At 39.9% G+C, this 21,168-nt stretch carries 18 protein-coding genes; 11 read left to right on the forward strand and 7 right to left on the reverse strand.

Annotated features, from left to right (window positions below):
* Positions 1-1,081 precede the first annotated feature (1,081 nt).
* The 3 genes from WDB87_RS11340 to WDB87_RS11350 all read left to right on the forward strand — a co-directional run bounded on the left by WDB87_RS11340 (position 1,082) and on the right by WDB87_RS11350 (position 6,294).
* A complete protein-coding gene (locus tag WDB87_RS11340) occupies positions 1,082-3,898 on the forward strand; it encodes a TonB-dependent receptor domain-containing protein (protein WP_337849927.1) in 2,817 nt (938 codons plus the stop codon).
* A 163-nt stretch (positions 3,899-4,061) separates the two neighbouring features.
* Positions 4,062-4,364, forward strand: a complete 303-nt coding sequence (locus tag WDB87_RS11345) for an H-NS histone family protein (protein ID WP_004585960.1) — start codon at positions 4,062-4,064, stop codon at positions 4,362-4,364.
* 178 nt (positions 4,365-4,542) lie between these two features.
* Positions 4,543-6,294: a DEAD/DEAH box helicase gene (locus WDB87_RS11350; RefSeq protein WP_337849928.1), complete on the forward strand. Its 1,752-nt coding sequence runs from the start codon at positions 4,543-4,545 to the stop codon at positions 6,292-6,294.
* Positions 6,295-6,310: 16 nt separating this feature from the next.
* Here WDB87_RS11350 and WDB87_RS11355 read toward each other — a convergent pair whose 3' ends face one another.
* Positions 6,311-6,646, reverse strand: a complete 336-nt coding sequence (locus tag WDB87_RS11355; RefSeq protein WP_024033700.1) for a ribonuclease E inhibitor RraB — start codon at positions 6,644-6,646, stop codon at positions 6,311-6,313.
* A 228-nt stretch (positions 6,647-6,874) separates the two neighbouring features.
* Here WDB87_RS11355 and WDB87_RS11360 point away from each other — a divergent pair, with 228 nt between their 5' ends.
* Genes WDB87_RS11360 through WDB87_RS11370 form a run of 3 tightly spaced genes read left to right on the forward strand, consistent with a single transcriptional unit; the run spans position 6,875 to position 13,151 of the window.
* A complete protein-coding gene (locus WDB87_RS11360) occupies positions 6,875-8,578 on the forward strand; it encodes an autotransporter assembly complex protein TamA (protein ID WP_443197909.1) in 1,704 nt (567 codons plus the stop codon).
* Positions 8,578-12,261, forward strand: coding sequence for an autotransporter assembly complex protein TamB (tamB, locus tag WDB87_RS11365; RefSeq protein ID WP_337849930.1), 3,684 nt, complete (start codon positions 8,578-8,580; stop codon positions 12,259-12,261). Before WDB87_RS11360 ends, tamB begins: the two co-directional genes overlap by 1 nt.
* Positions 12,262-12,281: 20 nt before the next feature.
* Entirely contained in the window at positions 12,282-13,151 is an 870-nt protein-coding gene (locus WDB87_RS11370) for a peptidylprolyl isomerase (RefSeq protein WP_337849931.1), read from the forward strand.
* Positions 13,152-13,216: 65 nt separating this feature from the next.
* Here the strand turns inward: WDB87_RS11370 and queF are convergent, their stop codons facing one another.
* A complete protein-coding gene (gene queF / locus WDB87_RS11375) occupies positions 13,217-14,062 on the reverse strand; it encodes an NADPH-dependent 7-cyano-7-deazaguanine reductase QueF (RefSeq protein WP_286246711.1) in 846 nt (281 codons plus the stop codon).
* A gap of 59 nt (positions 14,063-14,121) precedes the next feature.
* On the opposite strand from queF, the gene syd reads away from it, so the two are divergent.
* The gene (syd, locus tag WDB87_RS11380) at positions 14,122-14,661 is read left to right on the forward strand and encodes a SecY-interacting protein (RefSeq protein ID WP_337849932.1); all 540 of its coding nucleotides are present in this window, start codon (positions 14,122-14,124) and stop codon (positions 14,659-14,661) included.
* Between the two features lie 44 nt (positions 14,662-14,705).
* Here the strand turns inward: syd and WDB87_RS11385 are convergent, their stop codons facing one another.
* The 3 genes from WDB87_RS11385 to WDB87_RS11395 all read right to left on the reverse strand — a co-directional run bounded on the left by WDB87_RS11385 (position 14,706) and on the right by WDB87_RS11395 (position 16,105).
* Positions 14,706-15,479, reverse strand: coding sequence for a Zn-ribbon-containing protein (locus WDB87_RS11385; RefSeq protein ID WP_286246716.1), 774 nt, complete (start codon positions 15,477-15,479; stop codon positions 14,706-14,708).
* Positions 15,480-15,492: 13 nt separating this feature from the next.
* The gene (locus tag WDB87_RS11390; RefSeq protein WP_004585969.1) at positions 15,493-15,756 is read right to left on the reverse strand and encodes a hypothetical protein; all 264 of its coding nucleotides are present in this window, start codon (positions 15,754-15,756) and stop codon (positions 15,493-15,495) included.
* Positions 15,757-15,865: 109 nt separating this feature from the next.
* Positions 15,866-16,105 carry a DUF2789 domain-containing protein gene (locus WDB87_RS11395; protein WP_004585970.1) on the reverse strand — a complete coding sequence of 80 codons (240 nt, stop codon included), beginning with the start codon at positions 16,103-16,105 and terminating at the stop codon, positions 15,866-15,868.
* 211 nt (positions 16,106-16,316) lie between these two features.
* Here WDB87_RS11395 and WDB87_RS11400 point away from each other — a divergent pair, with 211 nt between their 5' ends.
* Positions 16,317-16,958: a GNAT family N-acetyltransferase gene (locus WDB87_RS11400; RefSeq protein WP_337849933.1), complete on the forward strand. Its 642-nt coding sequence runs from the start codon at positions 16,317-16,319 to the stop codon at positions 16,956-16,958.
* A gap of 1,014 nt (positions 16,959-17,972) precedes the next feature.
* Here WDB87_RS11400 and WDB87_RS11405 read toward each other — a convergent pair.
* Positions 17,973-18,272 (reverse strand): DUF3301 domain-containing protein, encoded by a 300-nt coding sequence (locus WDB87_RS11405; protein WP_337849934.1) that lies wholly within the window; start codon positions 18,270-18,272, stop codon positions 17,973-17,975.
* Positions 18,272-19,300 carry a DUF3549 family protein gene (locus tag WDB87_RS11410; RefSeq protein WP_286246726.1) on the reverse strand — a complete coding sequence of 343 codons (1,029 nt, stop codon included), beginning with the start codon at positions 19,298-19,300 and terminating at the stop codon, positions 18,272-18,274. Before WDB87_RS11410 ends, WDB87_RS11405 begins: the two co-directional genes overlap by 1 nt.
* Positions 19,301-19,405: 105 nt before the next feature.
* Between WDB87_RS11410 and WDB87_RS11415 the strand changes: the two genes are divergently transcribed.
* From WDB87_RS11415 to WDB87_RS11425, 3 genes are read left to right on the forward strand one after another with little or no spacing between them, the layout of a single operon-like run.
* The gene (locus WDB87_RS11415) at positions 19,406-19,726 is read left to right on the forward strand and encodes a YqcC family protein (protein ID WP_286246728.1); all 321 of its coding nucleotides are present in this window, start codon (positions 19,406-19,408) and stop codon (positions 19,724-19,726) included.
* Positions 19,719-20,483, forward strand: coding sequence for a tRNA pseudouridine(65) synthase TruC (truC, locus tag WDB87_RS11420; RefSeq protein ID WP_286246729.1), 765 nt, complete (start codon positions 19,719-19,721; stop codon positions 20,481-20,483). Before WDB87_RS11415 ends, truC begins: the two co-directional genes overlap by 8 nt.
* Entirely contained in the window at positions 20,483-20,932 is a 450-nt protein-coding gene (locus tag WDB87_RS11425) for a flavodoxin (RefSeq protein WP_286246731.1), read from the forward strand. The genes truC and WDB87_RS11425 overlap by 1 nt, the downstream gene beginning before the upstream one ends.
* Positions 20,933-21,168: the final 236 nt, after the last annotated feature.

A 21,168-nucleotide genomic window follows, 5' to 3' on the forward strand; every position in this document is an offset into this window, starting at 1 on the left:
CTTAAATATTTTTCAGTCTCTACTGGCGATTGAACGTCTTTATCTGATTGTAGCCGTTTCTAGGTTGCTATACTTCATATATTTAATTATGCCAGTATTTGTTCGTTGGCGTAGCTATTTGTTTGCATACCAAACTACTTTAATAGGTTTCGTATCGCTCACTTTTACATTGAGGCCACCTCTTTAAATGAAAAACTTTACCAGTGGACGGTTTTTTACGTTACATACTTTTATTATGGCTTTTAGCAATAAATCAATCCTAATATATTTATCATTATGGAAGCTAATAATTTGGCAAAATGTATATTCATAAAAACAGTTAAGTACATTTTAGTCTTTATCTAAATATGGTTACGTCTAAGGCTTAAATCTGATTTGCTGTTACTAAGTTAAACTTCGGGTTCAAAAAATTAACTGTAGGTGTATTTAAGTGTTTACGCTTCGTGCTATATGTCATTTAATAATTAAATTAAATTAAATTAAATTAAATTACGCCATTAACTTTCTATTTTATGACACATTATCTCAAATTTTTTTTACATAAATACTCGTGCTATTAACACTAGCCTCAACTTTATTTGCTACGTTTGGATAGCTATTTAATTTAGCTAGCTCAGATTTACAGAGTGAATTGCGAGGCTGTACTATTTAAGCTTTGCGTCTCTTTTATAAATAATTTCGGGTGTGAGTTTTTTAGACTGTGCCACTTGAAACTGATTAGACCACTGCGTTAGCTTAAATTCAGTTGTGAATGATATATTTTAGGCATTATCTTTTACATCTCAGTATTAGGGCTTTGCCCATTCTTAAAGTCTTCTGGTCAATAAAACCTATTTAATTCAAGAATAATTAAGTTGATTAAGTGAAGTTATTATTTTATTTATTTAAATAATTGATTGGTGATTTATTTGCAACATGTTGCATGGATGTAAATTGCAAGATGTTGTAAATAAAAGGTTTTTCTGGTTATCTCCATGTTGACCTTGTACTCAAAATGGTATTAGTATTTGCGAGCTGGTTAATATTAAGTATTAGCTAGGTGTATAAAAATAAACTATTAGAAGTATTCAGGGAGAATCACATGTTAAATAACCAAGTCTCAAAAGCAGTTCGCTTAGCGATTGCTTTTGGTGCAGCATCAACGGCTGCGTTTTCATCAAGTTCATTTGCTGCAGAAGAAGGTGTTGAAAAAGTAGAGCGTATTCAAGTTACAGGTTCACGCATAAAGCGAACTGATATTGAAACAACTGTACCAATTACATCAATTGGGCGAAGCGATATTATTCAAATGGGCGCATTGAATGTAGCCGATGTATTGAATCAGTCACCTGTTACTATTGCTGGCTCAAACCAATCAAATAGTGCATTTGGTACTACGGGTGTGGGCTTAAATACTACATCGCTACGTAATTTAGGTTCATCAAGAACATTAGTATTAGTTAACGGTCGTCGTTTTGTATCAGGTGTTTCACCTTCAAGTGGTTATGCGGTTGACTTAAATGCAATACCAGCATCAATGATTGAACGTATTGATATTCTTAAAAGTGCTTCTTCAGCAGTTTATGGTTCAGATGCTGTTGCTGGTGTTGTGAACATAATTACGCGAAGCGATTTTGAAGGTGTTGAAGTTAACGCTCAAACAGGTATTTCAGATGAATCTGATCGCGAAAAATATTCTCTAAATCTTACTGCTGGTAATAGCTGGGATTCAGGTAGTGTAACAATTGCTGCTGGATATGATGATGATAAGGGTCTGAAGTCATCCGATCGAGACTTCTCAAGATATGACGAAGCAATATTTTTGAATGATGAAGGTGGTGAATATGTAGGTGTGCAAAACTCTTCATACCCACCTCAAGGCCGGGTTGGCGGATATAATGCAGATGGTACACCATATGTAGGTGAGGAGAATTCATTCAATCGTGCTTCTTACAGACAGTTAGTGACTCCGCTTGAGCGTAAATACGCAGCAGTTAACTTTAAACAAGATATTTCAGATAGTGTTCACTCTTTCACGGAAGTAAACTGGAATTCATCTAAAACATACAACTCGACTATTGAACCTACTCCTTTTACTACGGATGATGTATACCTACCTTCACGTGGTGGCGTAGGTGGTATTAAGCTGGGAAGCCCTTTAGTTCCAGAACTTTTACGCCAAAATTTAATGTCTGATAATCCTGATTTGACAATGGATGATAACATTCCAACGTTAGTTCGCCGTATGGTTGAGTTTGGTGCTCGTTCAACAGATTTAGAGCGTGATACTATTCGTATTGCAACAGGTATAGATTGGGAAATTAATGACAACTGGCTTTTAAACTCTTATATCTCATGGGGTAAAACTGACCAGCGCCAAGAAAATGGTGGTCAAATAAATGTTGAACGCGCTGCAAATGCATTAGATGTATATACTAATGCAGAAGGTAACGTTCAATGTTCTAATGATTTAGCAGTGCTTCAAGGATGTGTGCCTTTAGATTTGTTTGGCGCAGGAACTTTGTCTGATGAAGCTGTTGCATATGTAAAATCACCTGCAAAATCTCAAGGTCAAGTTGAACAATTTATATTTTCAACAACCCTTTCTGGTGAATTACCAATTGAGTTAGAAGGTGGTATGGTTGGGCTAGCTGTTGGTGCAGAACATCGTCTTGAAAAAGGTTCATACTCTCCTGGTGATTTAGCGCAAACTGGCGCCTCAAGTACAAACAAATCTGAGCCTACGAATGGGAGCTTCTACACTAACGATGTATTTGTTGAAACTGTTTTACCCGTTTTAGAAAATGTTGAACTAGATTTAGCCGCTCGCTATTCAGACCATGAAATTGTTGGTGGACAAACAACATGGAATGCAGGTGTACAATACTCTCCTACAGATACAGTAAAATTAAGAGCATCAGCAGCGAGAGCTATTAGAACTCCAAATATTGCTGATCTATTTGGTGGTAGAGGTGAAACATTTGCAGGTGTTGCAGATCCTTGTGATGCAATCACTGCATCATCAACAGGAAATGTAGCGGCTAACTGTCTTTCTATTCCAGAAATTGCTAACAGAGTTGCTACTGAAGGCGCATTCAATTTAACAACTATTGAACGTCAGAGCACTGGTGGTTATATTGGTGGTAATGAAGAAGTAAAAGAAGAAACTTCAGATTCATTTAGTGTAGGTGCTATATGGCAAGTAACGGATGCGTTCTCATTAACGCTTGACTACTATGATATAGCTGTTGATAACGCTATTGCTACCACTGGCAGAACAACTGTATTGAACCGATGCTACGGTGTTGCTCCATCTGACTTCGATGCTACATGTGGTGGGGCAATACGCGATACAAGGGGGGCTTTGACAGAAGTTAGCTCTGGTACTAGTAATGAAAATGATTTAAGTACAAAAGGTTTAGATATAGAGTTAAGTTATAAGCAAGAATTTGCTTTCGGGCAATTATCAGCTGACTTGATATGGAATCATTTGTTTGAGTATGTCGAAACATCAATTGAATCTGGTGAAGAGATTGATTACAGAGGTGAGGTATTAACTCCTACTAATCGTGCGAATTTAAATTTAGGCTATGCAGTTGATGACTTTGCAGTATCATGGCGCATGAAGTACTGGGCAAGCTCAAATGATAGTAATATTGAAGGAAATCAAAATTTCTCAACAGGTGCTCCTTTAGAAAAGTTTAATCGCTTCCCTACTGTTATTTATCATGACCTATCAGGTACTTATAACATCACTGATGGAACAGATGTTACTTTATCAGTTAGAAATGTTTTTGATAAGCAACCTCCTGTAGCAAACCAAAGCTCTGTAAGTGGAGCAACAGGTATAAATACTGTTGGTGAAGCTTATGACGTAACTGGTCGTTACTTCCAATTGAGTTTTACAACTAAATTCTAATTATTTTTTATATAAGAACGATAAAAGCCGTGATTCTAATCACGGCTTTTTTTGTTTAAAATATGAAAAGATAGCTAATACTTTCTTCTCGTAGCCTATTTTCTATTTTAGGCTTATACTAAAAAGGAATTAAAATCTAACCCTATAATTTAGCGAGATATAAATGAAAGAAGTTCGATCTTTTATTAAAACAGCATCATTAACTGAGCTAGAAAAAGCACAACAATTAATCACTGATGCGATTGCAAAATATACTGAGCAGCTACAAGCTAAACAGGAAGTGTTGGATCTTTTAAAAGAAAAAGGACTTACGCTAGAAGATTTACAAGACGGTACTGCAGATAAACGTACTAAAGTAAAAGCTAAGTATCGTATTGAAGTAGATGGCGAAGTGATTGAATGGACCGGTCGAGGTCGCCGTCCTAAAGCGTTTGAAGGTGTTGATTTACAAAAGCACCTAGCTTAATAAAGTAACAGAGAAGCCACGGCTTCTCTTTTTAATGGCGTATAAGTTAATAACTAAATCTCAGGCTAAGGCTGATGCTTTGTACGCTAGATTTAATTGTCCAAAACTTACCTTAAACTCCCCGCAGTCCCTTAGTATTTGTTAAACTGCATTTCTGGTTATTCTATTTACTATTTCCATGAGCTATAAATTAAGGCCGTATCAACAAGAGGCCGTAGAGCGCACCGTTTTACATTTTCGAAAAACAAATGATCCTGCCGTGATTGTACTGCCTACCGGTGCGGGTAAAAGCCTGGTTATTGCAGAGCTTGCGCGAATTGCTAAGCAAAAAATTTTGGTGCTTGCACATGTTAAAGAGTTGGTAGAACAAAACGCACAAAAATATAAAAGTTTTGGTTTAGAGGCGAGTATATTTTCAGCTGGATTAAAAGAAAAATCACTCAGCCACCAAGTCACTTTTGCCAGTGTTCAGTCTTTATCGCGTAATTTAAATAAATTAAATGAGCATTATTCTTTGCTTATTATTGATGAGTGCCACAGAGTAAATGGTGATAAAAAAAGCCAATATGGAAAGGTAATAAATACGCTCAAAGAATATAATCCTCAGTTAAAAGTATTGGGTTTAACGGCCACACCTTATAGATTAGGAATGGGGTGGATATACCATCATCATTACCATGGTTTTGTAAAAGGTAATAAAGAAAGTCCATTTAAAAACTGTATATTTGAATTACCGCTCAGGTATATGATCAAACATAATTACTTAACGCCGCCAAATGAAGTGGACGCGGCAATTAGTCATTATGATTTTTCGTCCTTGGCTACTAATGCGTTTGGTCAATATACGACTGATGACATGAATGCGCTTTTAAAAAATAGCGAGCGCGCAACGCAAGCTATACTGAAGCAGGTAATACAATACAGCGAAACCCGTCAAGGCGTGATGATATTTGCGGCAACGGTGATGCACGCGCAAGAAATTTTAACTTATTTACCCGCAGAGCAAAGTGCCCTTATAACTGGCGATACCCCAAATGCAGAACGCGATAAATTAATAAATCAATTTAAACAAAAAAACATAAAATACCTCGTTAATATTTCTGTTTTAACTACCGGATTTGATGCGCCGCATGTCGATTTTATCGCTATTTTACGCCCCACCGAATCGGTTAGCTTATACCAGCAAATTGTTGGCCGTGGGCTTAGGCTAAATGAAGGAAAAACAGACTGCTTAGTTATAGATTACGCAGGCAACGGCTTTGATTTATTTCACCCTGAGGTGGGCGATAAAAAAGGTGATAGCGATAATGAGCCCGTTCAAGTGCTTTGCCCCGGGTGTGGGTTTGCAAATATTTTTTGGGGAAAAACCGATGCTGATGGCAAAGTAGTTGAGCATTTTGGCAGGCGCTGCCAAGGTTTATTAGAAGATGATACAGGCCAAAAAGAGCAATGCGATTATCGGTTTAGGTTTAAAGAGTGCGAACAATGTGGCGCTCAAAACGATATAGCAGCTCGTAAATGCCATGATTGCGGCGCAGTAATGGCCGACCCCGACGACAAGCTACGTAACGCCCTTAATTTGAAAGATGCGTTAGTACTGCGCTGTAGTGGGTTATCAGTGGTAAAACTTAAAGATGATTTAATTAAAATAACCTACTTTGATGAAGATGGTGCAAGTTGCGATGAGGTTTATAACCTTGCTAGTAAAGGCGGGCAGTATATTTTTAATAAACAGTTTGGTAAACGCCGAGGGCAGGGGCAAGCGCCTGTCGAATTTAAAAGTGCTGAGCAGGTTATTAAGGCACAGTTTGATTTAGTGCATCCCGATTTTGTTATCGCGCGTAAAAGTAAAAAGTATGGCTGGAAGGTATCTGATAAATTATTTGATTACTCTGGCAACTTTAGAAAAGCAAATCAGTTAAGCGGTTAAGCTTAACTGATTTTTATTAAGCGGCGTCTTCGTCCATTAACCCCCAGCCATCGCCATAGCCATTGTAACTATTAGCTATACTTTCAAGGTATTGCTCTGCTTGGCCAAGCAATGTGTGCTCTGGCACCATTTGTACATGAGTAATCACTTCCCACACGCCCGTGTCTTTACATTTTTCAACGTTAGCGCTTTGTACTAATGCATCAGAGATTATTTCTTTGGCAAATTTTTCAGCATCAGCTTGTTGTTCAAATAAAATGAAAAAATCGATTTGGTGCATTTTGCTTAAATCAACGCCAGCAGCGGCTATTTCGGCTAAAAGTTGGCCGTTATCATCATCAGGGAATTGCATTAAAAACTCATTTAAAATTAATTTTGTATTCGTAGCCACTATTGTAACCAAAATATTGCTTTAAAGCGTATTAATTTTAACTTTAAAGACGGGCAAAATTTGGTGCAAGATTACCATTAAGTTAATGTGTTGCTCATTATGGCTATGGTAGTATGCAACTCATTGGTGGTTAAATTTTAAAGAATAAAAAGTAAGGATATTTACTTGTTCAAACAGTTATTACGTTTTGTGTTTTTTTTCGCTTTTTTTATAAGCACTCAAGCCAGCGCTGAGCAAAGGGTAATTGAAGATTACGAAATTAAAGGGATTAGTGGCGAGTTAGAAAGTAACGTTGAGCTATATTTAAAACAGCTGGTTGGTGAAAAATCCACCAGAACCTTGCGCCGCTATGCCAAAAAGCAAGTACAAAGTAGTATTAAAGCGTTAGGGTATTACAAGCCAACGATAGACATCGAGTTTGATAAAGACGATAAAGAGCTTATCGTTAAAGTAGATCGCGGCCCTGCAACTCGCATAGAAGCTATCAATATAACCCTTAATGGCGAGGGTAAAAACGACTCGCAATTACAAAACGTTATTAAAAATTTAAATTTAACCCAGGGCGATGTGCTTAATCATGGTAAGTACGACTCAGCTCATAAAAAAATAGAGTCAATGCTATTAGAGTTAGGCTATTTTGATGCTAAATGGCCAGCCCGAAAGCTTGCAGTATCAGTGCAAAAAAACAGTGCCGTTATTACATTTAACATAGATACCGGCGTGCGCTACACGTATGGCAATATAATCATTGCTAGCGAAACCCCCGCAGAAAAATACATTCGTTCACTTGCACCTTTTACCCAAGGGCAAGCCTACAAAGCAACACAAATTGCCGATTATAACCTTGAGCTCTCAAGTACACCGTATTTTGCAAGCGTGCGTATTTATGCCGATATACCAGCAAGAGCAAATGGCCAAGTGCCTATAAATATTGATGTGCTACACAAACCTGCTAATAGCTACGAAGTAGGCGGTGGTTTTAACACGGAGCTGGGCCCGAAAGTGCGTTTTAAATGGAGTAAACCCTGGATCACAGAAGATGGGCATTACCTCGAAAGCAATTTAAATGTAGCTGAAAAACAGCAAGATATATCTATGGCGTACACCATTCCGGTAGATGACCCTAACGACGATTTATGGCGTTTATCAGTGGGTTACAAGTTAGAAGATGAACTTGCCGATGACATATACAGTGAAATACTCACCGGCCAACTGCAGCGCCAATGGTTAACTGAAGATAAATGGGTACGCACGGCCTTTTTACGTCGTGACCAAGAAACATACCGCATTGGTGATGAACCCGAAGAAAGTACCGAAATGCTTATGCCCGGTATTAGCTATGCCCGTAAAAAGTCAAAAGGAGGCACCACGCCTTATTGGGGGGAGCAGTGGCTAATTTCGGCTGAGTTTGGTTTAGACGATGTACTTTCAACCACCAACTTAGTGCGGGTGCAATTGCAGCATGCGTGGCTGCGAACTTATTTAGATAAACACTTAGTTTTTTTAAAAGCAAACGTGGGCGCCATGCTGGTCGATAATATTGAAAACGTCCCTTACTCGCTGCGCTTTTATGCCGGTGGTGACCAAAGTGTACGTGGTTTTGCTTATCAGTCAATTTCCCCTGAAGATGAAGACGGTGATTTAATTGGTGGTAAATACTTACTAACCAGTACCATTGAATACAATTACCAATTTGCACAAAATTGGCGGGCGGCTTTATTTGTTGATGGCGGTACCGCCACAAATGATTTTTCGGACGACTTTGAAGTGGGGGCGGGCTTTGGCTTTCGCTATTTAACACCCATAGGGCCCGTGAAAGTAGACCATGCATGGGGACTTACTAAAGAAAGTAAAAGCACACGTTTAAGTATTACCATAGGGCCAGAAATTTAATGTCAGTATTTAAAAAAATATCCGCCGCTATCATCGGCATTTTGATAACGCTTGCCGTTATTATATTTTGCTTGCTATTTACTGCGCCCGGTAATCAATTTATTGCTTATAGTGCAAATAAAATGGTGGACGGCTTACATATCGAGATTAAAAAAGGGCGCTTTTTATATAATAACCCGTTTAATGTGAGTTTTAAAAACCAAAGTACAAATTTTAAAGCGCAGCAGCTTAAAATAGATTTATTTTGGTGGCAGTGCGATGGCCTATGTATTGAAAATGTAAGTGCGCGGTCAATCAAGCTTGCTCTTGGCAATGGACCCGAAGCTACACAACAGAGCACCTCAGAGCCATTAGCTAAAATTACGTTTCCCTTTAATATTGCACTTAAAAATATAGCAATAAACGAATTTGTATTAAATCATCCCAGTGCTGATGTAACCGTAAATAACTTTACCCTTGCAGCGAAAGCTGAAGATGCAACCTTGGGGGTAAAAAGCCTAACTATTAGCGATGTACTGGTAAAGCTTAAAGAGCAACCTGCCTCATCTAATCAGGCAACGGTTAAGCAAAGCCAGGCGCTAACAGCGCTACCCGCGTTACCAGATATAGAATTTATATCGCCCCTTAATTTACGGGTAGAGCAGCTTGACGTAAAAAAAGTAGATATTGAACAAGGTGAGCAAACACACACAATAGAAAATATAGCGCTTGTACTAAATGTAGAAGATGAAAAAGTTAACTTACAAGCCCTTAGTGCGCAGTATCAACAATGGCAATTGAATACGCAGTTGACCAGTGAGCTCACTGGGAACTTGCCGATAAAGGCTAAAATAGCCTTAAACAGCGACTTGCACCAAGCGAATCTAGCGTTAAGTGGTGATCTATCTGATTTAACTATAAATTTAAATACAACCGGCCAGTACCCATTGAATTTAACGGCAACGGCTAATTTAAAACAAAAAAATTATCCGTTTGAACTTACCGGTAAAGTTGAGCAGTGGCTGATTGACGCGCAAAGTAATGAGCTAAAAGTAAGTAATGTTGACTTATCAGCCTCCGGTAATGCGGATGATTACACGCTAAGCTTAAAAGCGCATAGCCAATTAGGCGCCTATCCAGCGGTAGTATTAAACACGCAATTAAACGGCTCGCTTAGCCAAGCGCAGCTAAGTAGCTTAAGCCTAAAAGCAAACGACAGTAGTGCAAAATTTAACGGCAACGTTAATTGGCAAAAGGGCATACAGGCCGACTTTTCTGGTTCGTTAAATAGTTTAAAAGCACAATATTTAACAGATGCGCTTACAAGTGATATTTCTGGCCAGCTAGAAGGGCGTTTTAACAGCGAAGGACAAAACTGGCAGTTGCAAATGGATAATACACAACTTGCAGGTACACTTAACCAAACACCACTTGAATTTGCCTCAAACTTTACACTTAATAATACGCTAAAAGCCAACATAGACAGCCTATATTTAAGTAGCGGTGCCAATAAATTAACCTTGAGCGGGCAAGTAGACGACACCTGGCAAGTTGATGGAAAAGTAACACTTACAGGAAATGAGCAAACTAACCTGCCATTTGTTGCAAACGGCAAGGCCGATTTAAAGATTAGAGGCCAGCGTTTAACCCCTGCCGTTGATTTATCGTTATTACTCGATAACTTTATTTATGACGACATAAACGTTAACAAACTCGCCCTTAAAGGCCAGCTCGATACAGCCGCAGACTGGCAAACCGATGTGAGCTTAAACGTAGGCTCAACCATGGTTGCTGATGAGATTATTAATCGTGTGGAGCTAACTGCCACAGGTGACAAAACCGACCATCAGCTGGTTGCCGCCATAGATGCAGAGCAAGGGACCGCTGAGCTTGAAGTAACCGGTAAGCTAAATAATGATGTGTGGAATGGCTCGCTTAGTAATATAACGCTAAGTGATAAAAAGCTCAGCTTTAGTAATAGTAAAAAAATTGCGGTGATGTTTAATACCCAAACCAGCGATTTTGATGTAAGTGCACATTGCTGGCGCTCAAATAAAAGTGAGCTATGTATTAACACCCTTGCGCAAACTAAAAACTTGGGCCAATTTAATGCTACGTTGAGCAATTTAGCACTTGAAGAGCTTAAACACTTTTTACCAGATAACATGCGTACGCGTGGCGATATAAGCGGCGACTTTGCTGCAAATTGGAATGAGGGCGCATTAAAAACACTTCGCGCTAATTTAAATGCACATGACCTTGTTGCTGTTCTTACCTCAGAGGAAGACCGGTTTAGATTACCCATCGAAACGCTAAAAGTCAGTGCCTACACTGATTCTCAAACGGGTAAACTAGAGGCCGATTTACGCTCAAGTGTGCTGGGGAAAATAGCCAGCCAAATTAATATTGATGATATTCAAAATCAGCAAACACTAAACGGTAACATCAATATAGACAAAATTTTGCTATCTGACTTGCACCCATTTTTAGAGACCCTTGAGCAATTAAAAGGGGATATAACCGGTAATGTGGCACTTGCCGGCACGTTGCAAGACCCACTATTAAATGGGGAGCTAAATGTCAGTGATATCAATTTAGAAGGTGAGCAGTTGCCGGTGGTGTTGCAAAAATCTAATGTAAACATCTTATTTGATAAAACCACCGCCACAATCAAAGGTAACTTAAACGACACCCAAGGCGGTAAAATAAATCTTACCGGCGACGTTGACTGGCAAGGCGCACAGCCAGAGGTAAATGTAAGCGTTAACGGCGAACAGTTTTTTGTGCGTGCGCAGCAAGGCGTGACGTTTAAAGTATCGCCTGATTTAACCATTGGACTTGCAAATAATGCATTAAAGTTGTCAGGCGAAGTGATTGTGCCTTATGGCAGGGTAATGATTGAAGAGCTGCCAGAGGGTGCAGTTCAAGTCAGTGACGATGAAATTATTGTTGATCAACAAACAGAAGCTACAGAAAAAGTACCGTTTGACTACGATGTAAATTTAAAAGTGATTGTTAAAAACGATGTGAAAATAGAATCGTTTGGCCTAGAGTCGAAAATAGCGGGAGATCTAGCCATCAAAATGAGTCAGGGCGCCCCTATAATTGCCACCGGCGAGCTAAATTTAATCGATGGTACGTATTTAGCTTTTGGCCAAGATTTAATTATTAGTACTGGGCAAATAGGGTTTAGTGGCTCAATTGAGCAACCATTTTTAAATATCAAAGCCATACGTAATCCAGACACCACAGCAAACGATGTTGTGGCTGGTGTTACGCTTACTGGTAACGTTGAACAACCTACCTTAAAAGTGTTTTCTGAGCCGGCAATGGATCAAGCACAGGCGCTGGCCTATTTACTCAATGGGCAGCCGCTAGGCGAGGGCGATAGTTCAAGCGATGCTATGCTTACTCAGTTACTGCTTTCACAAGGAGTGAGCCGCAGTGAAGGGGTTGTATCTAAAGTTGGCGAAACCATTGGTTTATCTGATGTGAGCTTAAGTTCAACGGGCTCTGGCGATAACACTAAGCTTGAAATATCGGGCTATGTAGCGCCTAGCTTACAAGTTAAATACAGCGTAGGGGTATTTGACTCGCTCAGCGAGGTCGCTATTCGCTATCAGCTGCTGTCGCAATTTTATGTAGAGATCACCAGTGGTTTAAATCAAAATGTTGATTTACTCTATAAGTTTGATTGGGACTAAAAAGTCAGTATAAGGATGATATGAAAGGATTATATTTAGTAGTACTAATTGCAGGATTAACTGGCTGCGCCCAACACTCAGAGCAACACGCGGGCACTCAACAAACTCCAACACGTAGCGCAAGCGAGGTAATAAAGCACGCTAAAGCGCACGAATGGCGAAATGTAGACAGGCAAAATGTTTTAAAAATTACGCTACCTACAGGGGCAGCTTATGTTGAGCTTAACCCCCAGCTTGCTGCTAAACATACTGCGCACATAAAACAACTTGCACGAGAAGGCTTTTACAAAAATACCCGTGTTTATCGTTTTGTTGAAGGGTTTGTAGCACAAGGTGGCGACAGCTCAGGCAATAAAGCAATTAAAACGGTGCCTGCAGAGTTTTACCATAGCACCGCACAGCCGCTTAAAATTACAGAGCTGCAAGGCGATGGTTACGCGCCTGTCACGGGCTTTTTAAACGGTTTTGCTGTCGCACAAAACGCCTCTAATACGCAAACTTGGCAGGTACATTGCCACGGCGTGTTTGCCATGGCGCGTGGCAATGAGATTAACAGTGCAAGCACGGAGTTTTATGTCACCATTGGCCAAGGGCCACGCTACCTTGATAAAAATATTACCGTGTTTGGAAGAGTACTTGAAGGTATGGAGCACTTTAATCGTTTACAGCGTAAGCCTGTTCCTAATACGCCATTTAACCCAATTACAAACATTGAGGTGTTAGCCGATATTAAGCGTGATAAGAGCACCTTTAATGTTATGAAAACAGACTCGCAATCATTTAGAGAATTGATCGGGGCGCGAAAAAATCGTACCGAACCTTGGTTTGTATATGCCCATAATTATATTGATGTGTGCGCAATGCCTATTCCGACTAAGCGCATTGATTAGCTTATAACATGTATAAAAAAGGAGCTTAAGCTCCTTTTTTATGGTGATATTTAAGTCGATTGCTATTACTGACGATTAATTTTTACCGCAAACGGCGTATCGTTATCGTGCGTTGAACGATACGGATTTATATCCAGCCCACCGCGGCGTGTATAACGCGCATAGACTTCAAGCTCTTTAATATTTAGCTGTGTGGTTAAATCACTATAAATACGCTCTACACACTGCTCATGAAATTCATTATGCGTTCTAAATGAAATTAAATAACGCAAGAGTGCCTCATGGCATATTTGCTCACCAGTGTAACGAATAATTATACTGGCCCAATCTGGCTGCGAAGTAATTAAGCAGTTAGATTTAAGCAAATGGCTGTGCAGGGTCTCAGTAACCAGGGTGTCACTTTTTGATTTAAGTGAGTAGGCGTCAATATCGTAGTTATCTATTTCAATATCTAAATCGTCAATGCATAGTCCAGGTAATGGCGTGCAAGGTAAACAGTTATAGTCATCAGGTGCGTATAAAGTCACCGCTACATCGCTATTTACCGCATTTGATAAGTCTTCAATTAAATGCTGTCTTACCACCTCAATACTTTCGAAGCGGGTTTGATTAAAGCTATTTAAGTAAAGTTTAAACGACTTAGACTCAATAATATGGCTGCTTTGGCACGCAAAAGTAAACAGCGCCACGGCAACCTGTGGTTTGCCTTTAGCGTTTAACCACGAAAGCTCATAACCTGTCCAAATATCTTGGCCTTTAAAGGGCAACTGCGCTTCGTCAATATTTAAAGCATCACGATTTAACTTGCGGGCAATAGGAAAAAGCAAGCTAGGCGAATATACATCTACGTATTCAGTAGATTGTCCTAACACACTACCTTTAAGGTCTGGAGAATTGCTGTAATCTGTCATGTTTGCTCTTAAATAGTTACAATAGGGACATTATATCTAATTTAAATGAGTTTCGCAGTATGTCTGTTGCAATGCAAATGGCCCAACTTCACACGCAATTTTGTGAAAAAACCGTTAAAAATACCACTAAATACCCGCTTATGGCACACGATGAGCAATGGCCGAGCCCTTGTGAATTTGGCGAGGTAGACGCACAAGGTAATATTCAATGGAAAAGTGCTTTGCAATCTCCCGCAGGTTCATTATCAGATTTAGCTAATGCGCTTGAGCTTAGTTTCCCTGCAGGGTTTGATGAGTTTTACGGGCACATGTATGGCGGTAGTATTTTAGCCAGCATCGATGGCCACCGTGTTGAGTTATTACAAGCTTGGAATAAAGATGATTTTAACCTGCTGCAACAAAATATTACCGGTCATGTATTAATGAAACGAAAATTAAAGCAGCCAGAAACCCTATTCATTGGTTTGACTGAGCAAGATGACTTGTTGGTTACCGTGCAGGTAAAAACCGGTGAGGTATGTTTAGAATACGTGGGTAAAAAGCCGCATCATGTACTTGCACCCAATATAGAATCTTTTTTAAAAGCGTTAACAGTTTAAAAAGTAGGTGCCAGTTTAATTTACTACTGGCACCTATTAGTTTGTTACTGAAAATCCCACGAAACATTAGAGACCAACCCACATGGCTCACATCTAAAGTCAAATAACCCAAACCAGGGCTCTGGCAATTTCCACTCACTATTGCAGCTAGGGCATTTACGCTCAAGTTCTGAGGCTTTATCTACACCACCTACACGGTATAAATAGTAATAAACTGGTTTTTGGGTTAAAAAGCGGATACGTTTGGCAATGTCTTTACCGCGGCGATATAAGTCACTTTGTGTGCTTGATATTTCTTCAAGCGCTGGAAATTCACACCGCGTAGCGCCGTTAATTTGTATTTGATCGCAGGCCTGCCAATCTTCTTGCCATTTAATGAGTGTTTTATAGTCCCCATTTGCAATGGCGGGAATAGTAAACAACGGCACAGGTAAAAAGTCATCACCACAATACAGCGGGCTACAGGTATGCACATAGGTTGTGTATAAAATATAGCTTGAAGGAGATTTACAGGTATCGGCACCGTTTGAGTGAATGTCTTGGCCAATAACTTTTACTTTAGGTGCAAGTAAGCCTGCACTGTGCAGCTTCTCAATGCTGTGTTTTACAAAAGGGCTATTATTTAATGGGTGCATGGCATCTTCGGTGGGGCACATTACCCGGGTAATAAAATAGCCATCTTTTAATACAGTTGGGAATTCTTCCCCCATAATTTGGCCATTAAAACGCAGTGCATTAACTAATCTGTTAATGGCTTGCTCAGCGTGCTCTAGGGTGGTGTCTTGGTAGCAGTCAAACGTTAAATCAACAACGAACATTTATAGTCTCAAATTATTTTTGCTCTAACAGGGCCAGTAACCTATCGAGTTTTTTCTCAATGCGATCGAGTTGAGATGTTTTAGGCTCAACGATGCTCTGCTCAGGGTTTTTCATTAAATTATGAATTGAATCAGGGTTATTCTTATATTGGCTTACTGCGGCAATAATAACCGGCATAGGCACAGGTTGTGCTAAACGGCTTTTAGTTAGGGCAACAGTAGGGGTTTTGCCTTCATCAAGAAGGACTTTAATTGCATCAAATACAACTGCATTCATTAGATTTGTAACTCTTTAATATATAAGCGCAGCAAGTGTTTGCTGCGCGGGTGCTATAGTAGCAACAATACCAAGGCGCATAAAGCCTTGGTATAAGCAGAGGGGGGGATTACTTACCTTCTTGGCGAAGCCTCACATCAAGTTCATCAATTACTTCGCTCCACGCGCCATCTTCTGCTAGCGATTCTGCTAAAAAATGCTGCTGTGATTCATCCCAAAAAGGAGCCTGTTGTAAAAGCGTTGTATCTTCTAGTGAGTGAGAAGCAATAAAATCGTCAATCTGTTGCTCTGAGCTAGGTAAACCCAATTGTGCAAACAACGTTTTCATATCGTGTTTTGTCGTATCCATATTATTACTCCATCTGATTAAATTAAACCAAGCTTAGAGCCAGACTATAGGCTTTGCTAGTTAAACTCTCGCTGAATTGACGGTATTTTTGCTTTAGGTATATAGTTAACTTGCAGTATAGATAAACATTTTCGCCATACAATTACCAATTACTTTTTATGCGGTAAATACGTTGGCAACGTTGAGGGTAGTAAAGCAAAAAGGATACACAATGACAGTCACCACTAATGAGCACACATTAAGCGTACAATACCTTGCCCCTGAAGATATAAGCACTGCAGGGAGTTTAATTTATCAGGCCTATCATGATGACCCACTACTGCAAAATTTATTAGGTTATGATCAACATAATATGGCTGCCTATGAGAAAAAATTACGCTCAGTAATACGCGAAGAGCTCAGTGCTTTTTGGCAAGAAAAACTCCCTTTAATTGGCTTGTACCGCGATGATAAATTAAAAGCAGTGGCGTGTGTATTTGAGTCGAGCAGCCAATTACAACCAGAGCGTTATTGGCATTGGCGCTTAAAGCTGATGTTAAGTGCAGGCTACCTGCAAACCAATCAGCTAATAGAAAAAGAACAAACCATACGTAACTCATTAAACGAGTTGGGTGATTACTATTATTTAGCGTTTATAGCTGTTGACCCTCATGTACAAGGTGAAGGGCTTGGCCGTTACCTATTGCGAGGGTTAAACGATTTAGCAACGGATACTAGCAACGCCAAGGGCTTGGCTGTTTTTGTGACTCGTGAGCAACACAGTCGCTTTTTTAAATCGGAAGGTTTTGATGCATTTAAGCAATTGACCTTTAATAAAGTATCTGGCGAGCTGCTTTTTAAACCTTATTATTAAAAGGCATGTGGGAGATAAGCGCTATAACGGACATTTGCCCGTGCGATATATCTTACATTGGCGTGCGCATTGTCAGTTAAGACTGACTATTAATGCACCTTAATTCACTTAACTTGATGTATTTTATAGATATTTTAGTTTTTTCATATTTGTTACGATAAATTAATTTTATTTACCTAGTAGGAAGAAACTCAAACTCGCGTAGTATTTAACTTGTCAAGACGACATAGCTTAATGACTAAGCTAATGCCAAGGATACGGAATAGGCAACATAGCAGACGCTAGCAGGAAGCACAAAGGACAGGTTAAAACGGACACAAGGATGACCTAGGAAGTGCAAGAAGCACTTAGTAGTTGGAACTACTTAAGGATATTCACGGATGAGGCTACAGGAAGTAGCAGGAGCGTTAGTTTACGCAGGACAGCCAAGACGGCAAGTGGATGATGCAGGATGCATTACAGGTGGCAGGAGCTACTTTAAAGGATTATCAAGGATGATGCTGCAGTGTGTAGCCAAGCGTTAGAATACGTGGGTTAGCCAGGATGGTAATGGACTTTGCAGGATGCAATGTTGAGGGTAAATAGGGTTGTTTACTCGTTCAGGGGATGATAATACGGATTTTGGGTCAAGGACAACAAGCAGGATGCTGTAAGAATGGGGCGTAACTTTTGTTACGCCTTAGTTTTTTGTAGCGCTGTTTATGCCGGTTTCACTTCTAAAAATACTTTAAAAGCCATTTCTAAATTCTTAAAATAAGCCATTCACTGAATTCTTATCTGTATGTTTAAAAGCCTGCAATGTGGTATACCAATCCGCAATAATACTTAATCATATTTAGGGACTAAACGTCTCGCTATCTGCGTTAAAAAATTCTCATTTACGACTGCATGGATACAGAAGGTAGGGTAATGCAGGAGCAATTGCCGAGAACAACTAAATAGCGAATTTTTGCCTTGTTATCAACACGTTTTTCATCCTCAAAATAGATCACTCAATTAGGCGGATTGGTATAACTAAATTTTGTGTGGCGGAACAACGACACTTTTAAGTAATTCGTTTTCCATAATTAAAATACCTTGGTAGGCATTTTCGCCGTCACTTGAAAACTCAAACATAAACTCGCTTTTGATCCCAGGCTTACCATTTTTTAAAATGCCAAATCGGCGTTTTGTGCACGCTACACTCATTAACTGCACTTGTAATTGAGCAGTTTGGCGTTTGGCATGTTCATTGGCAGCTTCTGCTACTTTTCTGTTAAGCCAAAATAAGTATATAACTGCGCCAATAGCGATAAACGTCCACAAAGTAGCCATTAAGAGAACAACCTTCCAATTGCGCGAGCGAGCGTTTCGCTGCGATTTTCTTTACGTAATAAACCTAATAAGTGTGGGCGTATAGTGGGTATTGCAACTAAATCAGCAAATATACTCGGAAATAGCTCGGCAATTTGCTGGTGGTGCGCACAATTATCCATAAAAATATGTAAGCGCTCTGGCTCTTCTAGTTGAGTAAAGCATCGCCCTGCAATCGTTAAAAGTACGTCAGAGTCCGTGCCAACAGATGAGTTTAATGCAGTATCTATTAGTTGCGTACACAGCCCTTGTGCTTGGCCTTTAGAAAGCGAGCGCAGTGCGGCGGTTAGTGCAATAGTATCGTTATTTTCAATGGCTGTTTGGCCATAGGCGACTAAAAGCTCACTGAGTGATGGCGGTATTTCAACATGTTCAAGCATGGCGCTCAAAGGCTGTAATACTTCAAGTGGTAAATGCGGCCAGGCTTTTTGCAAGTTTGCTAAGTTGTTGTCGTTATTTAGGCGCAGTGCAAAATCGGCAATTCCTTGTAGCGCTACGCTTTGCCAATCATCAAAACCTAAAGCGCCACTAAAGTACAGTTGCGTGTGTTCGTAATATTTAGAGGCTGGCTGTTTTAACAATACTTTAAGTTGGGCGTTAAAAGCCGCTAATTTATTTGCATTTGGGGTAAACACATACGGGTTATTATCTAGCTTACCATCGGCTTGCTCGCCAGTGATTTCGCTACCTAGGGCTTCAATAACCATATTAGCGAAATGATCGCGGCTCGCGCTCACTAATTTACTTTGCTCATCAAGTGGAAACTTTAAAAACCATACATAAGGTTCTTTACTTGCTTTGCTATCCCAAAATTGAATAGCGAGCCATGCATGCCCCGCAAGCGGATAAGGATAAGGAACTTGCGCTTGCTCAATAGCTAAAAATTGTTTTTTATCAAGCTTAGTAATATGCCTACCAATATCAAAAGCACGCCATTGTGTACCGGCGCCATCTAAAAGTTGGCCAAGTGTCGCTATGTGTTCGCTCATCGTTATCTCAATTGTTTTTACTGCAAAATTACCTCAATTATACGCCATAGCAGGCACTGAGGGAACAGGGTATAATTGCCCTATAACATAAAAAGAAGAGTGGTTATGTATCAGCAAACACAGGCTTATTTAAACCAATTAAGCACCCTTTTAAAAAAACATAAACTGTGGCAAAGCACGCCAATAGAGGCGCACAAATTACAATCTCAAGTGCCTTTTTGTCACGATACCATGGCATTTGAGCAATGGTTACAGTTTGTATTTATTGAAAAAATGCAGCAATTAATAACGCTTAATCAACCATTGCCGCAAAATTTTGCCATTGCGCCTATGGCGGAAATGGCGTTAGTAGGTAAAACCGGCAGCGGTGAAATTATAACGCTACTTAGTGAGCTTGATGCATTTTTAGGTAAACGTCATGACTGAAAAGGGAGAACCTGTAGAGTACGGCGAACTTAATATTCTCTACCAAGACGAACACTTTGTTGCCATAGATAAGCCCGCAGGCTTATTGGTCCATCGCTCTTTTTTAGATAAACACGAAACTCAGTTTGCAATGCAGATGTTGCGCGACCAATTAGGGCAACATGTATTTCCTGTGCACAGGCTAGATAGACCAACATCGGGCGTGTTGTTATTTGCGCTAAGCTCAGAAGCGGCTCGTGATATGAATCAGTTATTTATTGAAGGCACGATTGCAAAACGTTATTTAGCCCTTGTACGTGGTTTTGCGCCTGAATCGGTGTTTCTAGATAAACCATTAAAAGAAGAGCTTGATAAAATAGCTGACAAATTTGCTACGCAAAATAAAGCGCCACAAGCGGCGCAAACACAATTTAATTGCCTGCATCAAGCTTCGCTACCCATTCCTATTGGTAAATACCCCACGGTGCGTTACTCGCTCGTAGAGTGTTTTCCAAAAACGGGGCGAAAGCATCAAATTAGGCGCCACCTTAATCATTTATCAATACCTATTATTGGTGATGTAAACCATGGTGATAACCAGCATAATCAATTTTTTAGGGAGCATTTTGCACTGAGGCGGTTAATGCTATTTGCAACGCAGCTTAGTTTTGTGCACCCTTATACGCATAAACCCATCGTAATTAAAGCGCCACTAGGTGAAGACATGCTTAGTATATGTAAGCAACTAGGTTGGCCACAGCAAGAAAAGGATTATTAATGGCACATATTAGTATTTTTGTAGGCAGCGTTAACGGCGGTGCAGAACGTTTAAGCTACGACGTTGCAAATACAATTGAAAAAGCGGGGCACACTGCGAGCGTTATTAATGAGGCCTCACTTGATGATATTAAAAACGCCTCACATATATTAGTTGTTACCTCTACCACAGGGCAAGGCGATGTACCAAGCAACTTAGCTGGGCTCTACTTTGCTATGAACAGCACATTTCCGATGCTAACTGATAAGCCATTTGGTGTTATAGCCATGGGCGATAGATGCTACGGCGATACGTTTTGCGGTGCAGGGCGCAGCTTTGATGAGCTACTACGTGACTTGCAAGCTAAGCCGGTAGGAAACCGTTTGGAAATAGATGCCTGCGAAGATTTCGAGCCTTGGCCTGTAGCAGAGCCGTGGTTAAAAATATGGCTTGAAAAATTACCTGCTTAGTAAACTGCTTTATACCAATGCGCATAATTAAGTGATCTATTTTGAGGATGGATAAACGTGTTGATAGCAAGGCAAAAAGTTCGCGATTTAGTTGTTCTCGGCAATTGCTCCTGCATTGCTCTACCTTCTGCATCCATGCAGTCGTAAATGAGATTTTTTTAACGCAGATAGTGACACGTTTAGTCCCTGAAAATGATTAAGTATTATTGCGGATTGGTATTATATGCACAAAGCAA

Origin of the sequence: Pseudoalteromonas sp. C12FD-1 (genome assembly GCF_037414265.1) — a bacterium.
Lineage (GTDB): Bacteria > Pseudomonadota > Gammaproteobacteria > Enterobacterales > Alteromonadaceae > Pseudoalteromonas.

What these genes read in the sequence shown, in the direction of transcription:
- WDB87_RS11340 (WP_337849927.1), top strand. Translation starts at nt 1,082, where the DNA reads ATGTTAAATAACCAAGTCTCAAAAGCAGTTCGCTTAGCGATTGCTTTT.
- WDB87_RS11345 (WP_004585960.1), top strand. Translation starts at nt 4,062, where the DNA reads ATGAAAGAAGTTCGATCTTTTATTAAAACAGCATCATTAACTGAGCTA.
- WDB87_RS11350 (WP_337849928.1), top strand. Translation starts at nt 4,543, where the DNA reads ATGAGCTATAAATTAAGGCCGTATCAACAAGAGGCCGTAGAGCGCACC.
- WDB87_RS11355 (WP_024033700.1), bottom strand. Translation starts at nt 6,646, where the DNA reads ATGCAATTCCCTGATGATGATAACGGCCAACTTTTAGCCGAAATAGCC.
- tamB (WP_337849930.1), top strand. Translation starts at nt 8,578, where the DNA reads ATGTCAGTATTTAAAAAAATATCCGCCGCTATCATCGGCATTTTGATA.
- WDB87_RS11370 (WP_337849931.1), top strand. Translation starts at nt 12,282, where the DNA reads ATGAAAGGATTATATTTAGTAGTACTAATTGCAGGATTAACTGGCTGC.
- queF (WP_286246711.1), bottom strand. Translation starts at nt 14,062, where the DNA reads ATGACAGATTACAGCAATTCTCCAGACCTTAAAGGTAGTGTGTTAGGA.
- syd (WP_337849932.1), top strand. Translation starts at nt 14,122, where the DNA reads ATGTCTGTTGCAATGCAAATGGCCCAACTTCACACGCAATTTTGTGAA.
- WDB87_RS11385 (WP_286246716.1), bottom strand. Translation starts at nt 15,479, where the DNA reads ATGTTCGTTGTTGATTTAACGTTTGACTGCTACCAAGACACCACCCTA.
- WDB87_RS11390 (WP_004585969.1), bottom strand. Translation starts at nt 15,756, where the DNA reads ATGAATGCAGTTGTATTTGATGCAATTAAAGTCCTTCTTGATGAAGGC.
- WDB87_RS11395 (WP_004585970.1), bottom strand. Translation starts at nt 16,105, where the DNA reads ATGGATACGACAAAACACGATATGAAAACGTTGTTTGCACAATTGGGT.
- WDB87_RS11400 (WP_337849933.1), top strand. Translation starts at nt 16,317, where the DNA reads ATGACAGTCACCACTAATGAGCACACATTAAGCGTACAATACCTTGCC.
- WDB87_RS11405 (WP_337849934.1), bottom strand. Translation starts at nt 18,272, where the DNA reads ATGGCTACTTTGTGGACGTTTATCGCTATTGGCGCAGTTATATACTTA.
- WDB87_RS11410 (WP_286246726.1), bottom strand. Translation starts at nt 19,300, where the DNA reads ATGAGCGAACACATAGCGACACTTGGCCAACTTTTAGATGGCGCCGGT.
- WDB87_RS11415 (WP_286246728.1), top strand. Translation starts at nt 19,406, where the DNA reads ATGTATCAGCAAACACAGGCTTATTTAAACCAATTAAGCACCCTTTTA.
- truC (WP_286246729.1), top strand. Translation starts at nt 19,719, where the DNA reads ATGACTGAAAAGGGAGAACCTGTAGAGTACGGCGAACTTAATATTCTC.
- WDB87_RS11425 (WP_286246731.1), top strand. Translation starts at nt 20,483, where the DNA reads ATGGCACATATTAGTATTTTTGTAGGCAGCGTTAACGGCGGTGCAGAA.